An 18,925-nucleotide genomic window follows, 5' to 3' on the forward strand; every position below is an offset into this window, starting at 1 on the left:
CGGACGCTGTCATGGAGGAGCGCGTAGCGATCCGTGGCGCCTAGACCAGCCCCAGACTGCCGTCGGACGCCGTCATCGAGGAGCGCGTAGCGATCCGTGGCGCCTAGACCAGCCCCAGACTGCCGTCGGACGCCGTCATCGAGGAGCGCGTAGCGATCCGTTGCGCCTAGACCAGCCCAAGACCGGTTGCAGACGCCGTCTTCGAGGAGCGCGTAGCGATTTGACGCGCCCACCGGCCCCGAGCTCCTTGTGGTCGAGGTTCATTGGCGGCTGCGCCGCCTGCCCGGGGCGGGGAAGAGATGGCAGGGCCCGAGGCAGGGCGTGCCCCCTACCGGGCGGGGTCGGACATCCCTGACTGACCCGCCCCTTTCTTCTATCCCCCGGCCCGTTCTTTTGGGGGTTTCCCGGCAGTCTCTTGTCTTTCCGTGGCGGGACGGCCTGTCAAGGGTGGCCGAAGGCCATCGCGAAGCGACGCGAACGTAGTGAGCGCCCTTTACAGGCCGGCCCGACACGGAAGGACTATGGGACTGACGGGAAACCCCCCAGGACATCTCTGATTCCGGCCGGCCCGGACCCCGCCAACCGCGAAGCCACCGCCGCACCCAGGGGGCGCCTGGGCAAACACCGCCCCGCCCCCACGCCCCGAGGGGGAGATGGCCGGCCCGCGCCGTGAGCCCCGTACGCCACGCCCCGTGGGGCCACCACCCGCCTTGTGGGCGGTACCCTGGAGTGTCCCCCGTCCGCGTGAACCATGGAGCCCGGCTGTGCGCATCGACCTGCACGCCCACTCCACGGCCTCCGACGGTACGGACACCCCCGCCGAGCTGGTGCGCAACGCCGCGGCCGCCGGGCTGGACGTGGTCGCGCTGACCGACCACGACACCGTCGGCGGGTACGCCGAGGCCATCGCCGCGGTGCCGGCCGGGCTGACCCTGGTCACCGGTGCCGAGCTGTCCTGCCGCCTCGACGGCGTCGGGATGCACATGCTCGCGTACCTCTTCGACCCCGAGGAGCCGGAGCTCGCCCGCGAGCGGGAGCTCGTGCGCGACGACCGGACCCCGCGCGCGCAGACCATGGTCGGCAAGCTCCAGGACCTCGGCGTGGACGTCACCTGGGAGCAGGTGGCCCGGATCGCCGGCGAGGGCTCCGTCGGGCGGCCGCACATCGCCACCGCCCTCGTGGAGCTGGGCGTCGTGCCCACCGTGTCGGACGCCTTCACGCCCGACTGGCTCGCCGACGGCGGCCGCGCGTACGCCGAGAAGCACGAGCTCGACCCGTTCGACGCCATCCGCCTGGTCAAGGCGGCCGGCGGGGTCACCGTCTTCGCGCACCCCCTCGCCGTCAAGCGCGGCGAGTGCGTGCCCGAGGCCGCGATAGCCGAGCTGGCGGCCGCGGGCCTGGACGGCATCGAGGTGGACCACATGGACCACGACGCCGACACCCGCGTCCGGCTGCGCGGCCTGGCCGCGGACCTCGGTCTGCTGACCACCGGCTCCAGCGACTACCACGGCAGCCGCAAGACCTGCCGCCTCGGGGAGTACACGACCGACCCCGAGATCTACGGCGAGATCACGCGCCGCGCGACCGGGGCCTTCCCGGTGCCCGGCGCCGGCGGACGCGCGAGCTGACCGGCGGCCTTCGGCCCGCCCGCTCCATCGCCCCCGCTTCCGCTCCCTCCCGATCGTGCAATTTCCTTCTGCTTCTGCGCGATACCCCCATGTCGCGACACCCCTCTTCTGCAAGGCATCACTGTGTTTGATTTCGCCGTCTTCGGATCCCTCTTTCTCACGCTTTTTGTGATTATGGACCCCCCGGGGATCACGCCGATCTTCCTCGCCCTGACCTCCGGGCGCCCCGTCAAAGTGCAGCGCCGCATGGCCTGGCAGGCCGTCTGCGTGGCCTTCGGCGTCATCGCCGTGTTCGGTATCTGCGGCCAGCAGATCCTGGACTACCTGCACGTCTCCGTTCCGGCGCTGATGATCGCCGGTGGTCTGCTGCTCCTGCTCATCGCGCTGGACCTGCTCACCGGCAAGACCGACGAGCCGAAGCAGACCAAGGACGTGAACGTGGCCCTCGTCCCGCTCGGAATGCCGCTGCTGGCCGGGCCCGGCGCGATCGTGTCCGTCATCCTCGCCGTGCAGAAGGCCGACGGGGCCGCGGGCCAGATCTCCGTCTGGTCCGCGATCATCGCGATGCACGTGGTGCTGTGGTTCACCATGCGCTACTCGCTGGTGATCATTCGGGTCATCAAGGACGGCGGTGTCGTGCTCGTGACGCGGCTCGCCGGCATGATGCTCTCCGCCATCGCCGTCCAGCAGATCATCAACGGCGTGCTCCAGGTGGTGCGCGGCGCCTGACGCCCCCGCGTATGCGAACGCCCCCGCACCGGAAAATCGGTGCGGGGGCGTCGACGTATCGCGCGCGTCGTCAGTTGGACGCGCTCTCGGCCGGTCGGATCAGAATGCGCTGGCCGACGGCCGCGGCCTGCTGCACGATCCGGTTGACGGAGGACGCGTCCACGACGGTGCTGTCCACGGCGGTTCCGTCGACGTCGTCCAGGCGCAGAATCTCGAAGCGCACGGGCTTCTCCCTTCGTCGGTGTTCACCTTGCACAGGTGTTAACGAAGGGTAAGCCGCAATCATTCCCTACGCTAAAGAAATTTTTTCACTGGCTAAGTACTAGCGGGTGCGGGAGTCCGTGGCGGAGTCCCAGAACGCGGCCAGCGCGCCCGCCGTGACCCCCGGCGACTCCGCGTTCGGCGAGTGTTCCGTGCCCGGCACGACCACCCGCTCCGCACCCAGCCGCCGCGCCATCTCGTCCATCAGCGGGACCGGCCAGGCGTAGTCGACCTCGCCGGACAGGACCAGCTTCGGCAGGCCGACCGTGCGGAGCTCGTCCACCCGGTCGGGCTCGGAGATCAGCACCCGGCCCGTGACGATCAACTGCTCGGGCGCCGTGGCCAGCCACCGCCCGCGCAGGAACCCCGCCAGCTCGGGGGAGTCCGCGACCGCGTCCTCGGAGTCTTGGGCCCGCATCGCCGCCCAGATCCCCGGCATGCTTTGATCGGGCGCAGTGTCGCCCATCGCCTCCAGTGCGGCGACCAGCAGTTTCGTACGGGCCTGCTGCTCCTCCGAGATCGCCGCCGGCCCGCTGCTCATCAAGGTCAGCGAGGCGAACGGCGAGGGGTCGCGCAGGACGGCGGCCCGCGAGATCAGCCCGCCGAGCGAGTGGCCGACCAGGTGCACCGGGCCCGCCTCCAGCGCCCGGGCCTGCGCGAGGACGTCCTGCGCCAGCTCCTCCAGGGCGTACGGGGCCTCCTCGCGCGGGCCGGGGCTCTCGTGCTGCCCCCGCCCGTCGACGGCGACCACCCGGTACCCGGCGGCGGCCAGGGGCTCCAGGAGGCCGATGAAGTCCTCCTTGCTCCCGGTGAACCCGGGGACCAGCAGGGCGGTGCCGCGGGCGGGCCCGCCGGCCTCGTGCACGGCGAACTCGCCGCGGGAGGTGGACAGGCGGTACGCGCGGGCGACGGACGGCAGGGTGAGGCGCGGCGGCTTGCTCATGGCCCGAGGTTACCGGCCCGTACGTTTCGCGGGCAGCCCCGGTACGCCGATGGCCCCGGCCCCCTCGAAAGGGGCCGGGGCCATCGGTGCGGTACGGGAGCCGGTGGCGCTTACGCCTCCGGCGCGGCCGCGGCCGCGGCCTTGCGGGTGCGCGTGCGCTTCGGCTTGGCCGGAGCCTCCTCGGCCACCGCGGCGGCCTCGGCGACGGCCGGAGCGGCCTCGGCGACCTTGCGGGTCCGGGTCCGCTTCGGCTTGGCCGGAGCCTCTTCCGCCACGGCGGCGGCCTCGGCGACGGCCGGAGCGGCCTCGGCGACCTTGCGGGTCCGGGTCCGCTTCGGCTTGGCCGGAGCCTCCTCGGCCGGGGCCTCCGCGACCGGAGTCACCGGAGCGGCCTCGGCGGCCTTGCGGGTCCGGGTGGTACGGCGGGCCTTCACCGGCTCGACCGGCGGAGCCATCTGGAAGTCCGGCTCGTTGGCCGTCTCGACCTTCCGGACCGGCCGGCGCAGCGTCCTGACGGGCTCCACGAGCGGGGCCATCTGGAAGTCCGGCTCGGGCGCGGCCTCGACGACCTTGCGGGTCCGCGTACGGCGCGCCTTGACCGGGGCCTCGGCAGCCGGGGCCTCGGCGACCGGGGCCTCCGCGACCGGAGCCGCGACGACCGGAGCCGCCTCGACGACCGGAGCCGCCTCGACCGCCTGGGCCGGCACCGTGCCCACACGGGTGCGGCGACGGCGCGGCCTGCGCGGCTCGTCGGCGGCCGGAGCCGCCGGAGCCTCGGCCACCGGAGTGACGGCGGAGGCCTCTGCACCCAGCTCCGCACCGCCACGGGTACGGCGGCGCTGGCGCGGCGTACGGGTGCGCGCGGGGCGCTCCTCCGTCGCCACGGCGGCGGCGGCGGCCGGACCGCGGCCGCCACGGCCACCGCGGCCGCCGGTCTCGCCCAGGTCCTCGAGCTCCTCGGCCTTCAGGCCGGCCCGCGTGCGCTCGGCGCGCGGCAGGATGCCCTTGGTGCCGGCCGGGATGTTCAGCTGCTCGAACAGGTGCGGGGACGTGGAGTACGTCTCGACCGGGTCGTGGAAGTCCAGCTCCAGCGCCTTGTTGATCAGCTGCCAGCGCGGGATGTCGTCCCAGTCGACCAGGGTGACGGCGGTGCCCTTGTTGCCCGCGCGGCCGGTGCGGCCCACGCGGTGCAGGAAGGTCTTCTCGTCCTCCGGCGTCTGGTAGTTGATGACGTGGGTCACACCCTCGACATCGATACCGCGCGCGGCGACGTCGGTGCACACCAGCACGTCGACCTTGCCGTTGCGGAACGCGCGCAGCGCCTGCTCGCGCGCACCCTGGCCCAGGTCGCCGTGGACGGCGCCGGATGCGAAGCCGCGCTTCTCCAGCTGCTCGGCGATGTCGGCCGCCGTGCGCTTGGTACGGCAGAAGATCATGGCCAGCCCGCGGCCGTCGGCCTGCAGGATGCGGGAGACGAGCTCCGGCTTGTCCATGTTGTGCGCACGGAAGACGTGCTGCGTGATGTTCGCGACGGTCGCGCCCTCGCCGTCCTCGGAGACGGCGCGGATGTGCGTGGGCTGCGTCATGTACCGGCGGGCCAGGCCGATGACCGCGCCCGGCATGGTCGCCGAGAACAGCATGGTCTGACGCTTCGCGGGCAGGTAGCCCATGATCTTCTCGACGTCGGGCAGGAAGCCCAGGTCGAGCATCTCGTCGGCCTCGTCCAGGACGAGCGCCTTGACGTGCGACAGGTCGAGCTTCCGCTGCCCGGCCAGGTCGAGCAGGCGGCCCGGGGTGCCGACGATCACGTCGACGCCCTTGTTGAGCGCCTCGACCTGGGGTTCGTACGCGCGGCCGCCGTATATGGCGAGGACGCGGACGTTGCGGACCTTGCCCGCGGTGAGCAGGTCGTTGGTGACCTGGGTGCACAGCTCGCGGGTCGGAACCACCACGAGGGCCTGCGGAGCGTTGGTCAGCTGCTCGGGCTTGGCCCGGCCGGCCTCGACGTCCGCGGGGACGACGACCCGCTCCAGCAGGGGAAGGCCGAAACCGAGCGTCTTGCCGGTTCCGGTCTTGGCCTGGCCGATGACGTCCGTGCCCGAAAGGGCGACGGGGAGGGTCATCTCCTGGATCGGGAAGGGGGACACAATGCCGACGGCCTCAAGGGCTTCGGCCGTCTCGGGAAAGATCCCGAGGTCTCGGAACGTAGTCAGGGTGCTGCCTCTTCTGTGAGACGCGGCGCGAGGCGGCGAGGGGGGTCGTACCGTGCTGTGCTTGCAGTACTACTGCGTACGAAGCCGCGCGGGACCACTAGCCTTCGCTCAAGCGCATCTGCCGCTGAGGGGGCCCCTCGTGGGAGGCGGTACGCATGAACGTACGCACCACACCGAGGGCGGTCGGTTGGAGCCGATCGGGCCACCGACCGGGCATCCTCATTCGGATGGCCCGCCGAGTATCCGGCAGGCGCATTACCACTGTACCCCGGATTCGCGCAGGTGTGTCGGGTGAATTCACCGGGTAGGCGCGTTTAGGTCCTCCGACAGTGAGTAGGTGTGGTGACTTGATGCGCCTTTCGGCGGGCTATTGTGCGGAGCATGTCGACCGTTGAAAACGCCTCGCCCGCCGACGACAGCACCCCCGCCGAAGCCGTGGGCATCGCCGCCCAGGACTGGGCGGCGGCCTCCGCCTCGCCCCAGTACCGCGCCGCCGTCGTGGACCTGCTCGGCGCGCTCGCGTACGGCGAGCTCGCGGCCTTCGAGCGCCTCGCGGAGGACGCGAAGCTCGCGCCCACCCTCGACGACAAGGCCGAGCTCGCCGCCATGGCCTCCGCCGAGTTCCACCACTTCGAGCGCCTGCGCGACCGGCTCGCCGCCATCGAGGCCGAGCCCACCGCCGCCATGGAGCCCTTCGCCAAGGGCGTCGACGACTTCCACCGCCAGACCGCGCCGTCGGACTGGCTGGAGGGCCTGGTCAAGGCGTACGTCGGCGACTCGATCGCCAGCGACTTCTACCGCGAGGTCGCCAGCCACCTCGACACCGACACCCGGGCGCTCGTCCTCGGCGTGCTCGACGACACCGGCCACGGAAACTTCGCCGTCGAGAAGGTCCGCGCCGCCATCGAGGCGGACCCGCGCTGCGGCGGCCGGCTCGCCCTGTGGGCCCGCCGGCTGATGGGCGAGGCCCTCTCGCAGGCCCAGCGCGTGGTCGCGGAGCGCGACGCGCTGTCCACGATGCTGGTCGGCGGCGTCGACGGGATGGCGGCCGGCTTCGACCTGGCGGCCGTCGGCGAGATGTTCACCCGCATCACCAAGGCCCACACCAAGCGCATGGCGGCCCTGGGCCTGGCGGCCTGAGCCGTACCCGTACGCACCGACGGCCCCTGCGCGAACCGTGCGCGGGGGCCGTCGGCGTAGGGCTTCGACGAAGCGGGCGACCATGGCGACAGGCCGCTAGTCATCCCCGCGACGGGAGCGAAAACGGAGTCCTGTGGGACGGCCTGCGGGGCCCGGAGGCCGGACGGAGCAGCAGCGACAGCACCACCGCCGACACCAGCACCGCGCCGGTGAAGGTCGCCGCCAGGGTGTTGTGCCCGGGACCCAGCGCCGTGTGCGTCAGATACGCGCCGAAAAGCGCCCCCAGCACCCCGCTGACCAGCACGACTCTCACGGAGGGCAGCCGCCGCGCCAGCGCTCGCGCGGCCGTCGCGGACAGGGCGAGGCCCAGCAGAGCAGAGCCGAGCGCTTCCATCAGCAGCATGAGGTCCCTCCCACACGTCGGGGTAAACCGGGTCACTGCCGTCCTACCCGAAGCGGAAGAAAGGGAAACGGCCCGGTGGAATCAACCACCGGGCCGTTTCGCCCAGTTCTGCGTGCGTTCCGAACGCCGTCAGAGCGCGCCGAAACCGACCTTGCGCGCCGCCGGCTCGCCCAGGTCGACGTACGACAGGCGGTCGGACGGCACCAGGACCTTGCGACCCTTGGTGTCGGTGAGGCTCAGCAGCGGCTCCGTGCCGGACAGTGCGGCGGCGACGATGCGCTCCAGCTCCTCGGCGCTCAGGTCGCTCTCCAGCACGATCTCCCGGGGTGCGTGCTGCACGCCGATCTTGACCTCCACGGCTTTGTCCCTCCGACGGTCCGTTTCGCGCGATCAGCCGCGCCGTACGCGGTCCACATTAGCCCGGAGAGGCGACGCGAACCGCGCGGAGCGGACACGCTCGCAGCGAACAACGGCCGGTCAGGCCTGGCCGGCCTCCGTGCCGTGCAGCGGGAAGCCCGCGATACCGCGCCACGCCAGCGAGGTCAGCAGACCGACCGCCGTGTCCCGGGCGACCGGGCTCTCACTGGACAGCCAGTAGCGCGCCACGACCTGCGAGACCCCGCCCAGGCCCACGGCCAGCAGCATCGACTCGTCCTTGGACAGGCCGGTGTCCTCGGCGATGACGTCCGAGATGGCCTCGGCGCACTGGAGCGAGACGCGGTCGACGCGCTCGCGCACCGCCGGCTCGTTCGTCAGGTCGGACTCGAAGACCAGCCGGAAGGCGCCGCCCTCGTCCTCCACGTACGCGAAGTAGGCGTCCATCGTCGCGGCCACGCGCAGCTTGTTGTCCGTCGTCGAGGCCAGCGCGCCGCGCACGGCGAGCAACAGCGCCTCGCAGTGCTGGTCCAGCAGCGCGAGGTACAGGTCGAGCTTGCCCGGGAAGTGCTGGTACAGCACCGGCTTGCTCACCCCGGCGCGCTCGGCGATGTCGTCCATCGCCGCCGCGTGGTAACCCTGCGCGACGAAAACCTCCTGGGCCGCGCCCAGCAGCTGGTTGCGCCGGGCTCGGCGCGGCAGTCGCGTGCCCCGCGGACGCGCTGCCTCGGTCTGCTCGATGGCTGTCACGCCGCCTCCCACTTTCTCTAAGAACACAGTGCGCTCTGCGCCGCGCCGCCATCGTACTTTTCGGTAACCGAATCTGTAGGGTTCAAGCCGAGTTTTCTCGCGGTACGGACCGGTCGGATGTGCTGGTCAGCGGTAGTCGTCCTCGTCCAGCGGCACCACTCGCGCCTGCTCGGCGGCGTCGCCGTCGGCGGCCTCGCCCCGCTCCCGGCCGGAGACCGGGTCGTCCTCGCCCGGCTGCAACTCGGCCAGCTGTTCCGCCACGTCCGCCTCGGGCGCCTCGGCGTCCAGGGCCTCCGGGAACTGCTCCCGGAAGCTGTCCGGCTCCGCAGGGTCGACAGTCATGCCGCTGCCCTCGCTTCCTTGGTTCACTTACGAGCCTAGGAGGATCGCGGATACCCCGCTATAGGGATCTCCACACATCTGTGACCGCGAACACAGGAGGTCGGGCGTGATCGTCTCGTAACATTGCCCGCATGTCTTCCACCGAGCTGCCGGGCGTACGGTCCACCGCCGAGCTGTCCTCCCTGGTGGGAGCCGCTCCGGTGGCCGAAGGGGAGCAGTCGCGCACCGTCGTGCTGCCCGGGCTGGAGCTCAACTTCCGGGTCCGCCCGCCGCTGGCCGCGGACCTGCCGCCCGCGCTGTTCGTCCACGGACTCGGCGGTTCCTCGCAGAACTGGTCGGCGCTCATGGGGCAGCTGGCCGGCACCGTCGACGGGGAGGCCGTCGACCTGCCCGGCTTCGGCTGGTCCCCGCCGCCCGGCGACCGGGACTACTCGGTGACGGCCTTCGCCCGCGCCGTCATCCGCCACCTCGACGCGGCCGGCCGCGGCCCGGTGCACCTCTTCGGGAACTCCCTCGGCGGCGCCGTCTCCACCCGGGTCGCGGCCGTCCGGCCCGACCTCGTGCGCACCCTGACGCTGGTCTCGCCCGCCCTGCCCGAGCTGCGCGTGCAGAAGGGCGCCGTGCCGACCGCGATGCTCGCCGTGCCCGGCGTGGCCGCCCTCTTCAGCCGGCTGACCCGGGGCATGAGCGCCGAACAGCGCACCCGGGGAGTGACGGACCTCTGTTACGGAGACCCCGCACGGGTGAGTCCCGAGGGCTTCCGGGGCGCCGTCGCGGAGATGGAGCGGCGGATGGAACTGCCGTACTTCTGGGACGCCATGACCCGTTCCTCGCGCGGCATCGTCGACGCCTACACCCTGGGCGGGCAGCACGGACTGTGGCGTCAGGCACAGCGGGTGCTCGCACCGACGCTGCTCGTCTACGGTGGCCGGGACCAGCTGGTCTCGTACCGTATGGCGCGCAAGGCCGCCGCGTCCTTCCGCGGCTCGCGGCTGCTGACGCTGCCCGAGGCCGGACACGTGGCGATGATGGAGTACCCCGAGGTGGTGGCCGCCGCCTTCCGGGAGCTGCTCCGAGATACCGAAGACGGCAAGGGCTGAGAACCGTGGGACGACATAGTCGAAAAACCCCTGCCGCTGCCCCGGCCCCGGATCCCGCCCCCGCCCCGGCGGCACCGGGCCCGGAGCGCCACCTTGGGTACGACTACGAGTACGGGTACGGGTACGAGAACCAGTACGAGTACGAGTACGACCACGTCTTCGAGGAGCCGCGCGCCCGGCGCCGGCCCGAACCCACCGTCACCCACCAGGGGTACGTGCCCCAGGACTTGCGGGCCGGCGGACACCCCCAGAGTTACGAATCCGGCGGCGCCTGGGGCGCCGGCCCCGACACCGGCTCCCGGTACGGGGACTGGCGCGGGGCACCGCGCCCCCGCTCCGCCTCCGCGCCGACCGCCCTCCTGGACACCGACACCCCCGCCTTCGGCACGCCCGCGGTGGGCTTCCCGCAGATCAACCTCGCGCAGCCGGCGCCGATGCCGGCCGCCGCGCCCGCGCCCCCGCCGGTGTCCGCGCCCGACCCCGTCACCTCCACCGGCTCCCACCGCAAGGTGCGCGTGCCCGGGCCGCGGGGGCCGGCGGATCCCGTCGCCCCCGAGGCCGAGCGCCCCGGCTCCGGCCGCGGCCTGAAGGTCCGTACGTACACCGGGATGGCCGCGGCCGCCGTCACCACCGTCCTCGCCGTGGTCGTCGCGGGCCAGGTGACCTCGGAGGGCGAGGGCGCGAAACCGAACCCGCTCGCCGCCCCCGGCGAGGTCCCGGCCGACAACGCCGCCAACAGCCCGTCGCCGCAGGCTCCCGTCGCCACCACCCCCGCCGCCCCGCCCGCTCCGGCCGCGCCGGAGCCGACGTACGAGCAGAAGATGGCCCAGCAGCTGCCCATCGACGCGAAGCTCACCGGCCCCGGCACCTTCGACACCGTGCCCGGAGTCGCCAAGGCCCCCGGCAAGGGCAGGCTCGTGCGCTACCGCGTCGACGTCGAACAGGGCCTCGCCCTGGACTCCGCGCTCTTCGCCGAGGCCGTCCACCGCACCCTCAACGACGACCGCAGCTGGGGTCACGGCGGCGCGATGACCTTCGAGCGGGTGCCGGGCGGCACCGCCGACTTCGTGGTCACCCTCGCCAGCCCGGGGACCACCGGCAAGTGGTGCGCCAAGTCGGGCCTGGACACCACCATCGACAACGTCTCCTGCGATTCCGCGTCCACCGAGCGGGTGATGATCAACGCGTTCCGCTGGGCGCAGGGCTCGGCGACGTACGGCCCGGAGCAGATGTTCAGCTACCGCCAGATGCTCATCAACCACGAGGTCGGCCACCGCCTGGGCCACGGGCACGTGAGCTGCAAGACGCCCGGCGCGCTCGCCCCGATCATGCAGCAGCAGACCAAGTCCCTCGACATCGACGGCATTCAGTGCAAGCCCAACCCCTGGGTGTATCCGGGTAGTTGAGGCACCCAGAGCGGCTGCGCCGGGGTTTCGCACAGCACCCCACGCTCTTCCTAGCGCGCTCAAACGCGAACCGTAGGGGAAAGTTACGACACTTCACCCCTTCCGGTGGCGCGACGGACAACCGTCCGCCGCGCCTTTCGCATATCCGCTTGAGTTCTCCCGCGGCGGGTCGCCAGACCGACGGCGACCGCCTGGAACGGGAGAACGGGGGTGCCACTCGTGCGGATCGGACTACTCACGGAAGGTGGTTATCCGTATGCGACGGGCGAGGCCAGGCTGTGGTGCGACCGGCTCGTGCGCGGGCTCCCGCAGCACGAGTTCGAGCTCTACGCGCTGAGTCGCGACGCCGACCAGGAGCGTGCGCGGGTGCTGCTCCCCGACCACGTCACCCGGGTCCGCACGGCCCCCCTGTGGGCCCCCGCGGACGACGGGCGGACCTACGGCCGGCGCGAGCGGCGACGGTTCGCCGACTGCTTCAAGGACCTGGTCCGGGGCATCTGCGCGGACGAGGCCGGGCCGTTCTCCGACGGGCTGTACGGGCTCGCCGAACTCGGGCGCGACCAGGGCGGGCTGTACGCCGCGCTGCGGTCGGAGTCCGCCGTGCGGGTGCTGGAGGCCGCCTGCCGGGCGCCGGGCGCGAGCCGCACCGTACAGGCGGTGCAGGTGGTGGACCTGCTGGAGTTCGTCGACGAACTGGAGCGCATGCTGCGGCCGTTGTCCCTCGACTGGTACGAGGAACCCGGCGGTCTCGGCGCGGTCGACGTCTGCCACGCGGCGGCGGGCGGGGTGGCGGCCATCCCCGGGCTGCTGGCCAAACGCTTCTTCGGGGTCCCGCTGCTGGTCACCGAGTACGGGGTCCAGCTCCGCTCCCACTACCTGGAGCAGCGGCGGGCGGCCCGGCCCACCGTGCGGGCCCTGCTCGCCGCCTTCCACCTCCGGCTGGCCGGCGAGATCTACGCCGCCGCCGACCTCCTGACACCCGGGAACGCGCACGCCCGGCGCTGGCAGGAGCGGTGCGGAGCACCCCGGGAGCGGGTGCGGACGGTCTACCCCGGGATGGAGGCGGACCGATTCGCCACCGTCGGCGAGGCCCCGGACTGCGGGGACCCCGACACGCTCGTGTGGGTCGGGCGGATAGAGCCCGCCAAGGACCTCGTGGGGCTGCTGCACGCCTTCGCCGAGGTCCGCAAGGCCGAGCCGGGGACCCGGCTGCGGATCTTCGCCACCGCCGTGGCCCCCGGCTACCTCGCCGACTGCCGCTCGCTGGCGGCGCAGATCTTCCCCGACGAGGCCGCGGACGCCGTGACGGTGGGGGAGAACCCCGTCACCTTCGAGGAGATCGGCGGACCCGACGCCGCGTCCTCGGCGGAGGCGTACGGGGCGGGCCGGATCGTGGTGCTGTCCTCGGTGATCGAGGGCTTCCCGATCACCCTGGCCGAGGCGATGTTCAGCGGCCGGGCCACCGTGTCGACGGACGTGGGCGCGGTGTGCGAGGTCATCGGCGGTACGGGGCTCGTCGTACCGCCGCGCAATCCGCGGGCGCTGGCCGACGCGTGCCTGTCGCTGCTGCGGGATCCCGAGCGGGCGCAGCGGCTGGGTGCGGCGGCGCGGGCGCGGGCGCTGGAGCTGTTCACCGTCGAGCAGAACGTGGGCGCCTTCCGGGACGTCTACCTGGCCCTGCTGGCGCGGGGGTCCGCGACGCGGCCTGACGGGGTGATCCCCTTCGCCCGGCCCGCCGAGGCCCGGGTCCCGGGGCACTGGACGAGCCCCTCGTGGGCCGTGCCGGATCCGGCTCCCGCCGGTGCGGCTCCCGCCTCGGAGGCTGCCGTATGACCACGGTCGAGCCGGGTGCGCAGGTGGGTGCGGCGCCGTTGCCGGGGGCGCTGCCCCCGGACCCCCGCGCCTCAAACGCCGACGGGGCTGGAATGGCCCGGCGACGGGCCGCGGGGGATCCGGTCAAGGCGCTGCTGCACCGGCATCGGGAGTTGTGCGAGCGGGCCGTCGACCCGTTGGAGATCGCCGCCGGGCTGGAGGCGCACGGGATCACCGACCGGACCGCCGCGCGGTTCCGGCACCGGGACGTCTTCTCGCTCGCCGAGGAGCTGTACGCCCGGACCCCCCGCGCGGAGCACCCCGGGAGCGTCCCCGCAGGGGCCCCGGCCCCGGCCCCGGCGTTCCGGGGGTTCGGGTACGCCCTGCTGCCCGGGGCCGTCGGGCTGGGGGCGGCCGCCGCCGGGCCGGCGTGGGCCGGGGCCTTGGCCGCGGTGGTCACCGTCGCCGCGCTCGTGTGGCCCGGCCGGCCCGCCGGGCGGCGGTTCGCGTGGGGCCCGTACCTGCTCGCCGCGGCCGTCGTCGGCTGGGCCGTGCACCGGCACGGCACCGCCCTCGGCGTCGGACTCGCGCTGGCCGTCGCCCCCGCCCACCTGGCCGCCGAGGCGTACGCCGCCAAGGCCCGGGCCCGGCTCGCCGGGAGCCGCGCCCTGGAGGAGTTCGCGGACCGGGCCCGGCCCCTGTTCCTCGTGGTGGCCGCGATCTTCACCGCGGCCGCCGCCGGGGCGGCCGCCCTCGCCGGGGCACCGGCGGGCGTGGCCGTGCCGTTCGCCCTGCTGCTGTTCCTGACCCGCCTCCTGCTCCGGCACGGCACCCGCACGGGACCGGTCGCCGCGGCGCTGGCGCTCGCCCTGGTCCCGTTCCCGGCGGCGGTCCTCGCCGCCGCCGCGGGACTCCTCGTACAGGCCGTACTCGTGCTGTCCCGGGCTTCCGCGCACGCACGTCCCTGACGTCGCCCCATCCACCCATTCACAAGGAGAACAAGGACATGACCGGCCAGCCAACCAACCAAGGGGCCACGCGATGAGGGTGCTGCTGATCGGAGCCAACGGATACCTCGGCCGCTACGTCGCCGACCGGCTGCTCGCCGACCCCGCCGTGCAGCTCACCGCGCTCGGCCGCGGCGACGACGCCGACGTCCGCTTCGACCTCGCGACCGGCAGCCCCGGTGCGCTCACCCGCTTCCTCGACGCCGTCCACCCGGGCGTCGTCATCAACTGCGCCGGCGCCACCCGGGGCGGGGCCCGGGAGCTGACCCGGCACAACACCGTGGCCGTGGCGACCATCTGCGAGTCGCTGCGCCGCAGCGGTTGCGGGGCCCGCCTCGTCCAGCTCGGGTGTGCCGCCGAGTACGGGCCCAGCCAGCCCGGGTCGTCGACGGCCGAGGACGCCGTGCCGAGACCCGGCGGGCCGTACGGAGTCAGCAAACTGGCCGCCACCGAGCTGGTGCTCGGCTCCGGGCTGGACGCCGTCGTGCTGCGCGTCTTCTCGCCCGTCGGCCCCGGCACCCCCGCCGGATCCCCGCTCGGCCGGCTCGCCGAGGCGATGCGCCGCGCCATGCAGTCCGGCGACGGGGAGCTCAAGCTCAGCGGGCTCGGCGTGCAGCGCGACTTCGTGGACGTACGGGACGTGGCGCGGGCCGTGCACGCCGCCTCCCTGTCGGCGGCCCAGGGCGTGGTGAACATCGGCACCGGCCGCGCGGTCCGGCTGCGCGACGCGGCCGCCGTGCTGGCGCGGGTCGCCGGCTACGGGGGCGCCCTGCACGAGCTGGACGTCCCGCACGGCGGACCCCAGCCCGGGCGCCCCGGCGGGCTCTCCGCCATCGGGTCCCCGCGCTCCGAGGCCACCGCCGAGCAGCTCGCCGCCACGGCCCCGCAGCCGTACCCGTACCCCGACGGCTGCGGTGCCTGGCAGCAGGCCGACGTCCGGACCGCCCGCGACCGGCTCGGCTGGCGGCCCCGGATCAACCTGGAGGAGTCCCTCGCGGACATCTGGATGGAGGCGGCGTGCCGCATCTGACCACCCCGCCCGGGGCCGCGACGGCCGCCGCGACCGAGGCCGGCAGCCTCGGTCTCGGCATCCCCGGCTACGCGCACCCGCTGCTCGCCCCCGTCGAGTGGGCCGAGCTGACCCGCCCCGGCACCCCGCTGCACTGGGCCGTGCTCAATGTCACGGACGGCCCGGGCGGGCGCCCCGACCCGCACTGCACGGAGGCGGCCGCGAAGCTGCGTACGGCGGGCGGCACGGTGCTCGGCCATCTCGCGATGCGCGACGGCGCACGCTCCTTCGGCGAGCTGGTCTCCGACGCCCACCGCTTCCGCGACTGGTACGGGGTCGGCGGCTTCTACCTGGCCGGGGCCCCCGCCGACAAGGCGGACCTGGCCGCGGTGCGCCGGATCTCGGACGCCCTGCGCGGACTGGGGGAGGGCTTACGGATCGTGCTCGGGCACGGCACCCACCCCTACGAGGGCTACGCGGAGGCCGCCGACCAACTGGTCACCTTCTCCGGCGCCTGGGCCGACTACCGCTGGTCACAGGTGGCCGAGTGGACCGCCGACCATCCCGCGGAGCGCTTCTGCCACCTCGTCCACGGGGTGCCGCGCACGCACCTGGAGGAGGCGGTCCGGATCGCCCGCTGGCAGGGCGCCGGCACGATCTGGTTCACCGACCGGCGGGGCGCCGCCGACCGGGACCCGTGGACCTCGATGCCCGCGTACTGGGACGAAATCGTCTCGAGGATCGGGACGGGTGTCTCGGAATGAAAAAGGGCGTGGCACTGTTACGGGATAGAACAACCTACAAATACTCCCCGCGTCCGCGGGGATGACCTTGGAGTCCCCGTGTCGCTGCCACCCCTGGTCGAGCCAGCTGCTGAGCTCACCGTTGACGAGGTCCGCCGGTACTCGCGTCACCTGATCATCCCCGATGTCGGGATGGACGGCCAGAAGCGCCTGAAGAACGCGAAGGTGCTCGCCGTGGGCGCCGGCGGCCTCGGCTCGCCCGCCCTCATGTACCTGGCCGCGGCCGGCGTCGGCACGCTGGGCATCGTCGAGTTCGACGAGGTCGACGAGTCGAACCTGCAGCGCCAGATCATCCACAGCCAGGCGGACATCGGCCGTTCCAAGGCCGAGTCGGCCCGCGACAGCGTGCTGGGCATCAACCCTTACGTCAACGTGGTCCTTCACGAAGAGCGGCTCGAAGCCGAGAACGTGATGGAGATCTTCAGCCAGTACGACCTCATCGTCGACGGCACGGACAACTTCGCCACGCGCTACCTCGTCAACGACGCCTGCGTGCTGCTGAACAAGCCGTACGTGTGGGGTTCGATCTACCGCTTCGACGGCCAGGCCTCGGTCTTCTGGTCCGAGCACGGCCCGTGCTACCGCTGCCTCTACCCGGAGCCCCCGCCGCCGGGCATGGTCCCGAGCTGCGCCGAGGGCGGCGTGCTGGGCGTGCTCTGCGCGTCCATCGGTTCCATCCAGGTCACCGAGGCCATCAAGGTCCTCACGGGCGTCGGCGAGCCGCTGGTCGGCCGTCTGATGATCTACGACGCCCTGGAGATGCAGTACCGCCAGGTCAAGGTCCGCAAGGACCCCGACTGTGCGGTCTGCGGTCCGAACGCGACCGTCACCGAGCTCATCGACTACGAGGCCTTCTGCGGCGTCGTGTCGGAAGAGGCCCAGGAGGCGGCCGCCGGTTCGACCATCACTCCCAAGCAGCTCAAGGAGTGGATCGACACCGAGGAGCCCATCGAGATCATCGACGTCCGTGAGGTCAACGAGTACGAGATCGTCTCGATCCCCGGCGCGAAGCTGATCCCCAAGGGCGAGTTCCTGATGGGCACCGCCCTGCAGGACCTGCCGCAGGACAAGCGCATCGTCTTGCACTGCAAGACGGGTGTCCGCAGTGCGGAAGTCCTCGCGGTGCTGAAGTCCGCGGGCTTCGCGGACGCGGTCCACGTCGGTGGCGGCGTCATCGGCTGGGTCCACCAGATCGAGCCCGAGAAGCCGGTGTACTAGGCCGTGGCTGAAGGGGCCGTACCTCGCTGAGGTACGGCCCCTTCGCGTGTTCAAACGCCGGCGGGGCTGGACGGGGTCGGGGTTGCGCCCGCCGTGCACACAGCGCCGGAGGCGGGAGGCTTGCCCTCCAGGAGGTACGTGTTGACCTTGTCCTGGACGCACGTGTCGCCGCTGTTGTACGCGCCGTGGCCCTCGCCCTTGTACGTGAGCTCCACGCCGACGCCCTTGCCGAGCCGCTCCGCCATCTTGCGCGCGCCCTCGTACGGGGTGGCCGGGTCGCCGGTGTTGCCGATCACCAGGATCGGGGCGGCCCCGGGGGCGGAGACGTCCGGGGTCTCCCAGGCGCCCGCGACCGGCCAGTCGGTGCAGCCCATCATGGCCCAGCCGAGGAAGTCCCCGAACACGGGCGAGGCCGAACGGAAGTCCGGCAGCTTGGCCTTGGTCTGCTCCAGCGTGTAACGGTCCTTGGAGTCCGCGCAGTTGATCGCGGAGTTGGCGGCGCCGATGTTGCTGTACTGGCCGTGCTCGTTCCTCCCGTTGAGGGCGTCGGAGAGCGCCATCAGCAGCTGCCCCTGGCCGCCGTCGGCCTCGTCGAGGCCCTGCTCCAGCAGCGGCCACAGCTCCTTGGAGTACAGGGCCTGGGCGATGCCGTTGGTCGCGGTGGTCTCGGTGAGCTGCCGGTCGCCGATGCCGGGGATCGGCTTCACGGACAGCTCCTTCTGGAGCTTGATGACGTTCGCCTCGACCTCCTTGGCGGTGCTGCCCGGGAGCTTGCACTCGTCGCCGCGGTCCACGCAGTCCTGGGCGAAGTTGCCGAGCGCGAGCTGGAAGCCCTTGGCCTGGCCGAGCGCGCTCTCCTCGGAGGTCTTGGTCGGGTCGACGACGGCGTCGAAGACGGCCCGGCCGACGTTCTTCGGGAACAGGTGGGCGTAGACCCCGCCGAGCTCGGTGCCGTAGGAGATGCCGAAGTAGTGCAGCTTCTCGTCGCCGAGGGCCTGGCGGATGCGGTCCATGTCGCGGGCGGCGTTCTCCGTCCCCACGTGGGGGAGCACCTTGGCGGAATTGCGTTCGCAGGCCCGCTGGAACTGCCGGATGTTCTCGACGAACGCCTTCTCCTGCTCGGGGGTGTCGGGGGAGGCGTCCTGGGCGTAGTACGCGTCCAGCTGCTTGTCGTCCTCGCAGCGGACGGGCGCGCTGCGGCCGACCCCCCGGGGGTCGAAGCTGACCAGGTCGTACCGGGAGCGCAGCGCCTCGTACTCCTTGGCGGCGCCGGGCAGGGTGGTGATGCCGGAGCCGCCGGGGCCGCCGAAGTTGAAGACGAGCGACCCGATCCGCTTGTCCTTGTCCCGTGCCTTGGCCCGGATCAGGGCGATCGGGATGGTCTCGCCCTCGGGCTTCGCGTAGTCCAGGGGGACGTCGAGGGTGGCGCACTGCCAGCCCTTGGGCGGGGCCTGGCCGCCGCCCTCCAGGGGGGTGGGGGCGGGGCAGTTCTCCCACTTCAGCGGCTTGGCCGGCCGGCCGCCGTCGGCGTTCGCCTCCTTCCCGCTCTCGCTCCCGCTCCCGTCGTCGGAGCAGCCGGCGGTGGCGAGCAGCGCGGCGGCGAGCGTGGCGGCGGCGGTGACCCGCCAGGCGTTTGTGGACATGCCCCCATCCTCAGCGCCCGCCCCTCCCCACGCCCCCGCGCTGACCCGAACGGGTGCCCGGCCGCTCGGCTTGCGCCCGCCCCACGCCTTGCGCCCGCCCCGCGGCTGGGCCCGCCCTGCTCAGCGTCTCGGCGGAGCCGGAC

Annotated in this window: 18 protein-coding genes; 10 read left to right on the forward strand and 8 right to left on the reverse strand. The window is 72.8% G+C overall.

From position 1 onward, the window contains the following. Nucleotides 1-764: 764 nt before the first annotated feature. Together AB0O21_RS02905 and AB0O21_RS02910 are read left to right on the forward strand one after the other, a co-directional pair. The gene (locus AB0O21_RS02905; protein WP_365165454.1) at nt 765-1,628 is read left to right on the forward strand and encodes a PHP domain-containing protein; all 864 of its coding nucleotides are present in this window, start codon (nt 765-767) and stop codon (nt 1,626-1,628) included. A gap of 123 nt (nt 1,629-1,751) precedes the next feature. Continuing rightward, a complete protein-coding gene (locus AB0O21_RS02910) occupies nt 1,752-2,357 on the forward strand; it encodes a MarC family protein (RefSeq protein ID WP_365165456.1) in 606 nt (201 codons plus the stop codon). A gap of 70 nt (nt 2,358-2,427) precedes the next feature. Here the strand turns inward: AB0O21_RS02910 and AB0O21_RS02915 are convergent, their stop codons facing one another. The 3 genes from AB0O21_RS02915 to AB0O21_RS02925 all read right to left on the reverse strand — a co-directional run bounded on the left by AB0O21_RS02915 (nt 2,428) and on the right by AB0O21_RS02925 (nt 5,684). Beyond that, on the reverse strand, nt 2,428-2,580 hold the full coding sequence (locus tag AB0O21_RS02915) for a hypothetical protein (protein WP_365165459.1): 153 nt from the start codon (nt 2,578-2,580) through the stop codon (nt 2,428-2,430). 99 nt (nt 2,581-2,679) lie between these two features. Further along, a complete protein-coding gene (locus tag AB0O21_RS02920; protein ID WP_365165461.1) occupies nt 2,680-3,561 on the reverse strand; it encodes an alpha/beta hydrolase in 882 nt (293 codons plus the stop codon). 110 nt (nt 3,562-3,671) lie between these two features. Continuing rightward, on the reverse strand, nt 3,672-5,684 hold the full coding sequence (locus tag AB0O21_RS02925) for a DEAD/DEAH box helicase (RefSeq protein ID WP_365165463.1): 2,013 nt from the start codon (nt 5,682-5,684) through the stop codon (nt 3,672-3,674). A 471-nt stretch (nt 5,685-6,155) separates the two neighbouring features. Between AB0O21_RS02925 and AB0O21_RS02930 the strand changes: the two genes are divergently transcribed. After that, nucleotides 6,156-6,914 carry a ferritin-like fold-containing protein gene (locus AB0O21_RS02930; protein ID WP_365165465.1) on the forward strand — a complete coding sequence of 253 codons (759 nt, stop codon included), beginning with the start codon at nt 6,156-6,158 and terminating at the stop codon, nt 6,912-6,914. A 100-nt stretch (nt 6,915-7,014) separates the two neighbouring features. Here the strand turns inward: AB0O21_RS02930 and AB0O21_RS02935 are convergent, their stop codons facing one another. From AB0O21_RS02935 to AB0O21_RS02950, 4 genes are all read right to left on the reverse strand, one after another. Next, a complete protein-coding gene (locus AB0O21_RS02935; RefSeq protein ID WP_365166342.1) occupies nt 7,015-7,314 on the reverse strand; it encodes a hypothetical protein in 300 nt (99 codons plus the stop codon). Nucleotides 7,315-7,446: 132 nt separating this feature from the next. Next, on the reverse strand, nt 7,447-7,674 hold the full coding sequence (locus AB0O21_RS02940) for a DUF3107 domain-containing protein (RefSeq protein ID WP_329379530.1): 228 nt from the start codon (nt 7,672-7,674) through the stop codon (nt 7,447-7,449). Nucleotides 7,675-7,794: 120 nt separating this feature from the next. Continuing rightward, the gene (locus tag AB0O21_RS02945) at nt 7,795-8,442 is read right to left on the reverse strand and encodes a TetR/AcrR family transcriptional regulator (protein WP_365165468.1); all 648 of its coding nucleotides are present in this window, start codon (nt 8,440-8,442) and stop codon (nt 7,795-7,797) included. Between the two features lie 126 nt (nt 8,443-8,568). Beyond that, on the reverse strand, nt 8,569-8,784 hold the full coding sequence (locus AB0O21_RS02950; protein WP_365165470.1) for a hypothetical protein: 216 nt from the start codon (nt 8,782-8,784) through the stop codon (nt 8,569-8,571). A 131-nt stretch (nt 8,785-8,915) separates the two neighbouring features. Here AB0O21_RS02950 and AB0O21_RS02955 point away from each other — a divergent pair, with 131 nt between their 5' ends. The 7 genes from AB0O21_RS02955 to moeZ all read left to right on the forward strand — a co-directional run bounded on the left by AB0O21_RS02955 (nt 8,916) and on the right by moeZ (nt 17,139). Next, nucleotides 8,916-9,884, forward strand: a complete 969-nt coding sequence (locus tag AB0O21_RS02955) for an alpha/beta hydrolase (RefSeq protein WP_365165472.1) — start codon at nt 8,916-8,918, stop codon at nt 9,882-9,884. A 5-nt stretch (nt 9,885-9,889) separates the two neighbouring features. Next, nucleotides 9,890-11,290 (forward strand): DUF3152 domain-containing protein, encoded by a 1,401-nt coding sequence (locus AB0O21_RS02960; protein ID WP_365165474.1) that lies wholly within the window; start codon nt 9,890-9,892, stop codon nt 11,288-11,290. A 219-nt stretch (nt 11,291-11,509) separates the two neighbouring features. Then, nucleotides 11,510-13,123: a DUF3492 domain-containing protein gene (locus AB0O21_RS02965; protein WP_365165476.1), complete on the forward strand. Its 1,614-nt coding sequence runs from the start codon at nt 11,510-11,512 to the stop codon at nt 13,121-13,123. Then, nucleotides 13,120-14,070, forward strand: a complete 951-nt coding sequence (locus tag AB0O21_RS02970) for a hypothetical protein (protein ID WP_365165478.1) — start codon at nt 13,120-13,122, stop codon at nt 14,068-14,070. Before AB0O21_RS02965 ends, AB0O21_RS02970 begins: the two co-directional genes overlap by 4 nt. Before the next feature lie 73 nt (nt 14,071-14,143). Continuing rightward, entirely contained in the window at nt 14,144-15,139 is a 996-nt protein-coding gene (locus AB0O21_RS02975) for an NAD-dependent epimerase/dehydratase (RefSeq protein WP_365165480.1), read from the forward strand. After that, nucleotides 15,127-15,882: a spherulation-specific family 4 protein gene (locus AB0O21_RS02980; protein ID WP_365165482.1), complete on the forward strand. Its 756-nt coding sequence runs from the start codon at nt 15,127-15,129 to the stop codon at nt 15,880-15,882. Before AB0O21_RS02975 ends, AB0O21_RS02980 begins: the two co-directional genes overlap by 13 nt. Before the next feature lie 78 nt (nt 15,883-15,960). Next, nucleotides 15,961-17,139 carry an adenylyltransferase/sulfurtransferase MoeZ gene (gene moeZ, locus AB0O21_RS02985; protein ID WP_365165483.1) on the forward strand — a complete coding sequence of 393 codons (1,179 nt, stop codon included), beginning with the start codon at nt 15,961-15,963 and terminating at the stop codon, nt 17,137-17,139. 50 nt (nt 17,140-17,189) lie between these two features. Here the strand turns inward: moeZ and AB0O21_RS02990 are convergent, their stop codons facing one another. Further along, a complete protein-coding gene (locus AB0O21_RS02990) occupies nt 17,190-18,782 on the reverse strand; it encodes an alpha/beta hydrolase (protein WP_365165485.1) in 1,593 nt (530 codons plus the stop codon). Nucleotides 18,783-18,925 lie beyond the last annotated feature (143 nt).

It is taken from the genome of Streptomyces sp. NPDC091371 (genome assembly GCF_040684275.1).
In the GTDB taxonomy this organism is placed as follows: domain Bacteria; phylum Actinomycetota; class Actinomycetes; order Streptomycetales; family Streptomycetaceae; genus Streptomyces.

Bases quoted from the DNA above. Each gene is read 5' to 3' on its own strand.
- AB0O21_RS02920 (WP_365165461.1), bottom strand. From the start codon at position 3,561: ATGAGCAAGCCGCCGCGCCTCACCCTGCCGTCCGTCGCCCGCGCGTAC.
- AB0O21_RS02925 (WP_365165463.1), bottom strand. From the start codon at position 5,684: ATGACCCTCCCCGTCGCCCTTTCGGGCACGGACGTCATCGGCCAGGCC.
- AB0O21_RS02930 (WP_365165465.1), top strand. From the start codon at position 6,156: ATGTCGACCGTTGAAAACGCCTCGCCCGCCGACGACAGCACCCCCGCC.
- AB0O21_RS02950 (WP_365165470.1), bottom strand. From the start codon at position 8,784: ATGACTGTCGACCCTGCGGAGCCGGACAGCTTCCGGGAGCAGTTCCCG.
- AB0O21_RS02955 (WP_365165472.1), top strand. From the start codon at position 8,916: ATGTCTTCCACCGAGCTGCCGGGCGTACGGTCCACCGCCGAGCTGTCC.
- AB0O21_RS02970 (WP_365165478.1), top strand. From the start codon at position 13,120: ATGACCACGGTCGAGCCGGGTGCGCAGGTGGGTGCGGCGCCGTTGCCG.
- AB0O21_RS02975 (WP_365165480.1), top strand. From the start codon at position 14,144: ATGAGGGTGCTGCTGATCGGAGCCAACGGATACCTCGGCCGCTACGTC.
- AB0O21_RS02990 (WP_365165485.1), bottom strand. From the start codon at position 18,782: ATGTCCACAAACGCCTGGCGGGTCACCGCCGCCGCCACGCTCGCCGCC.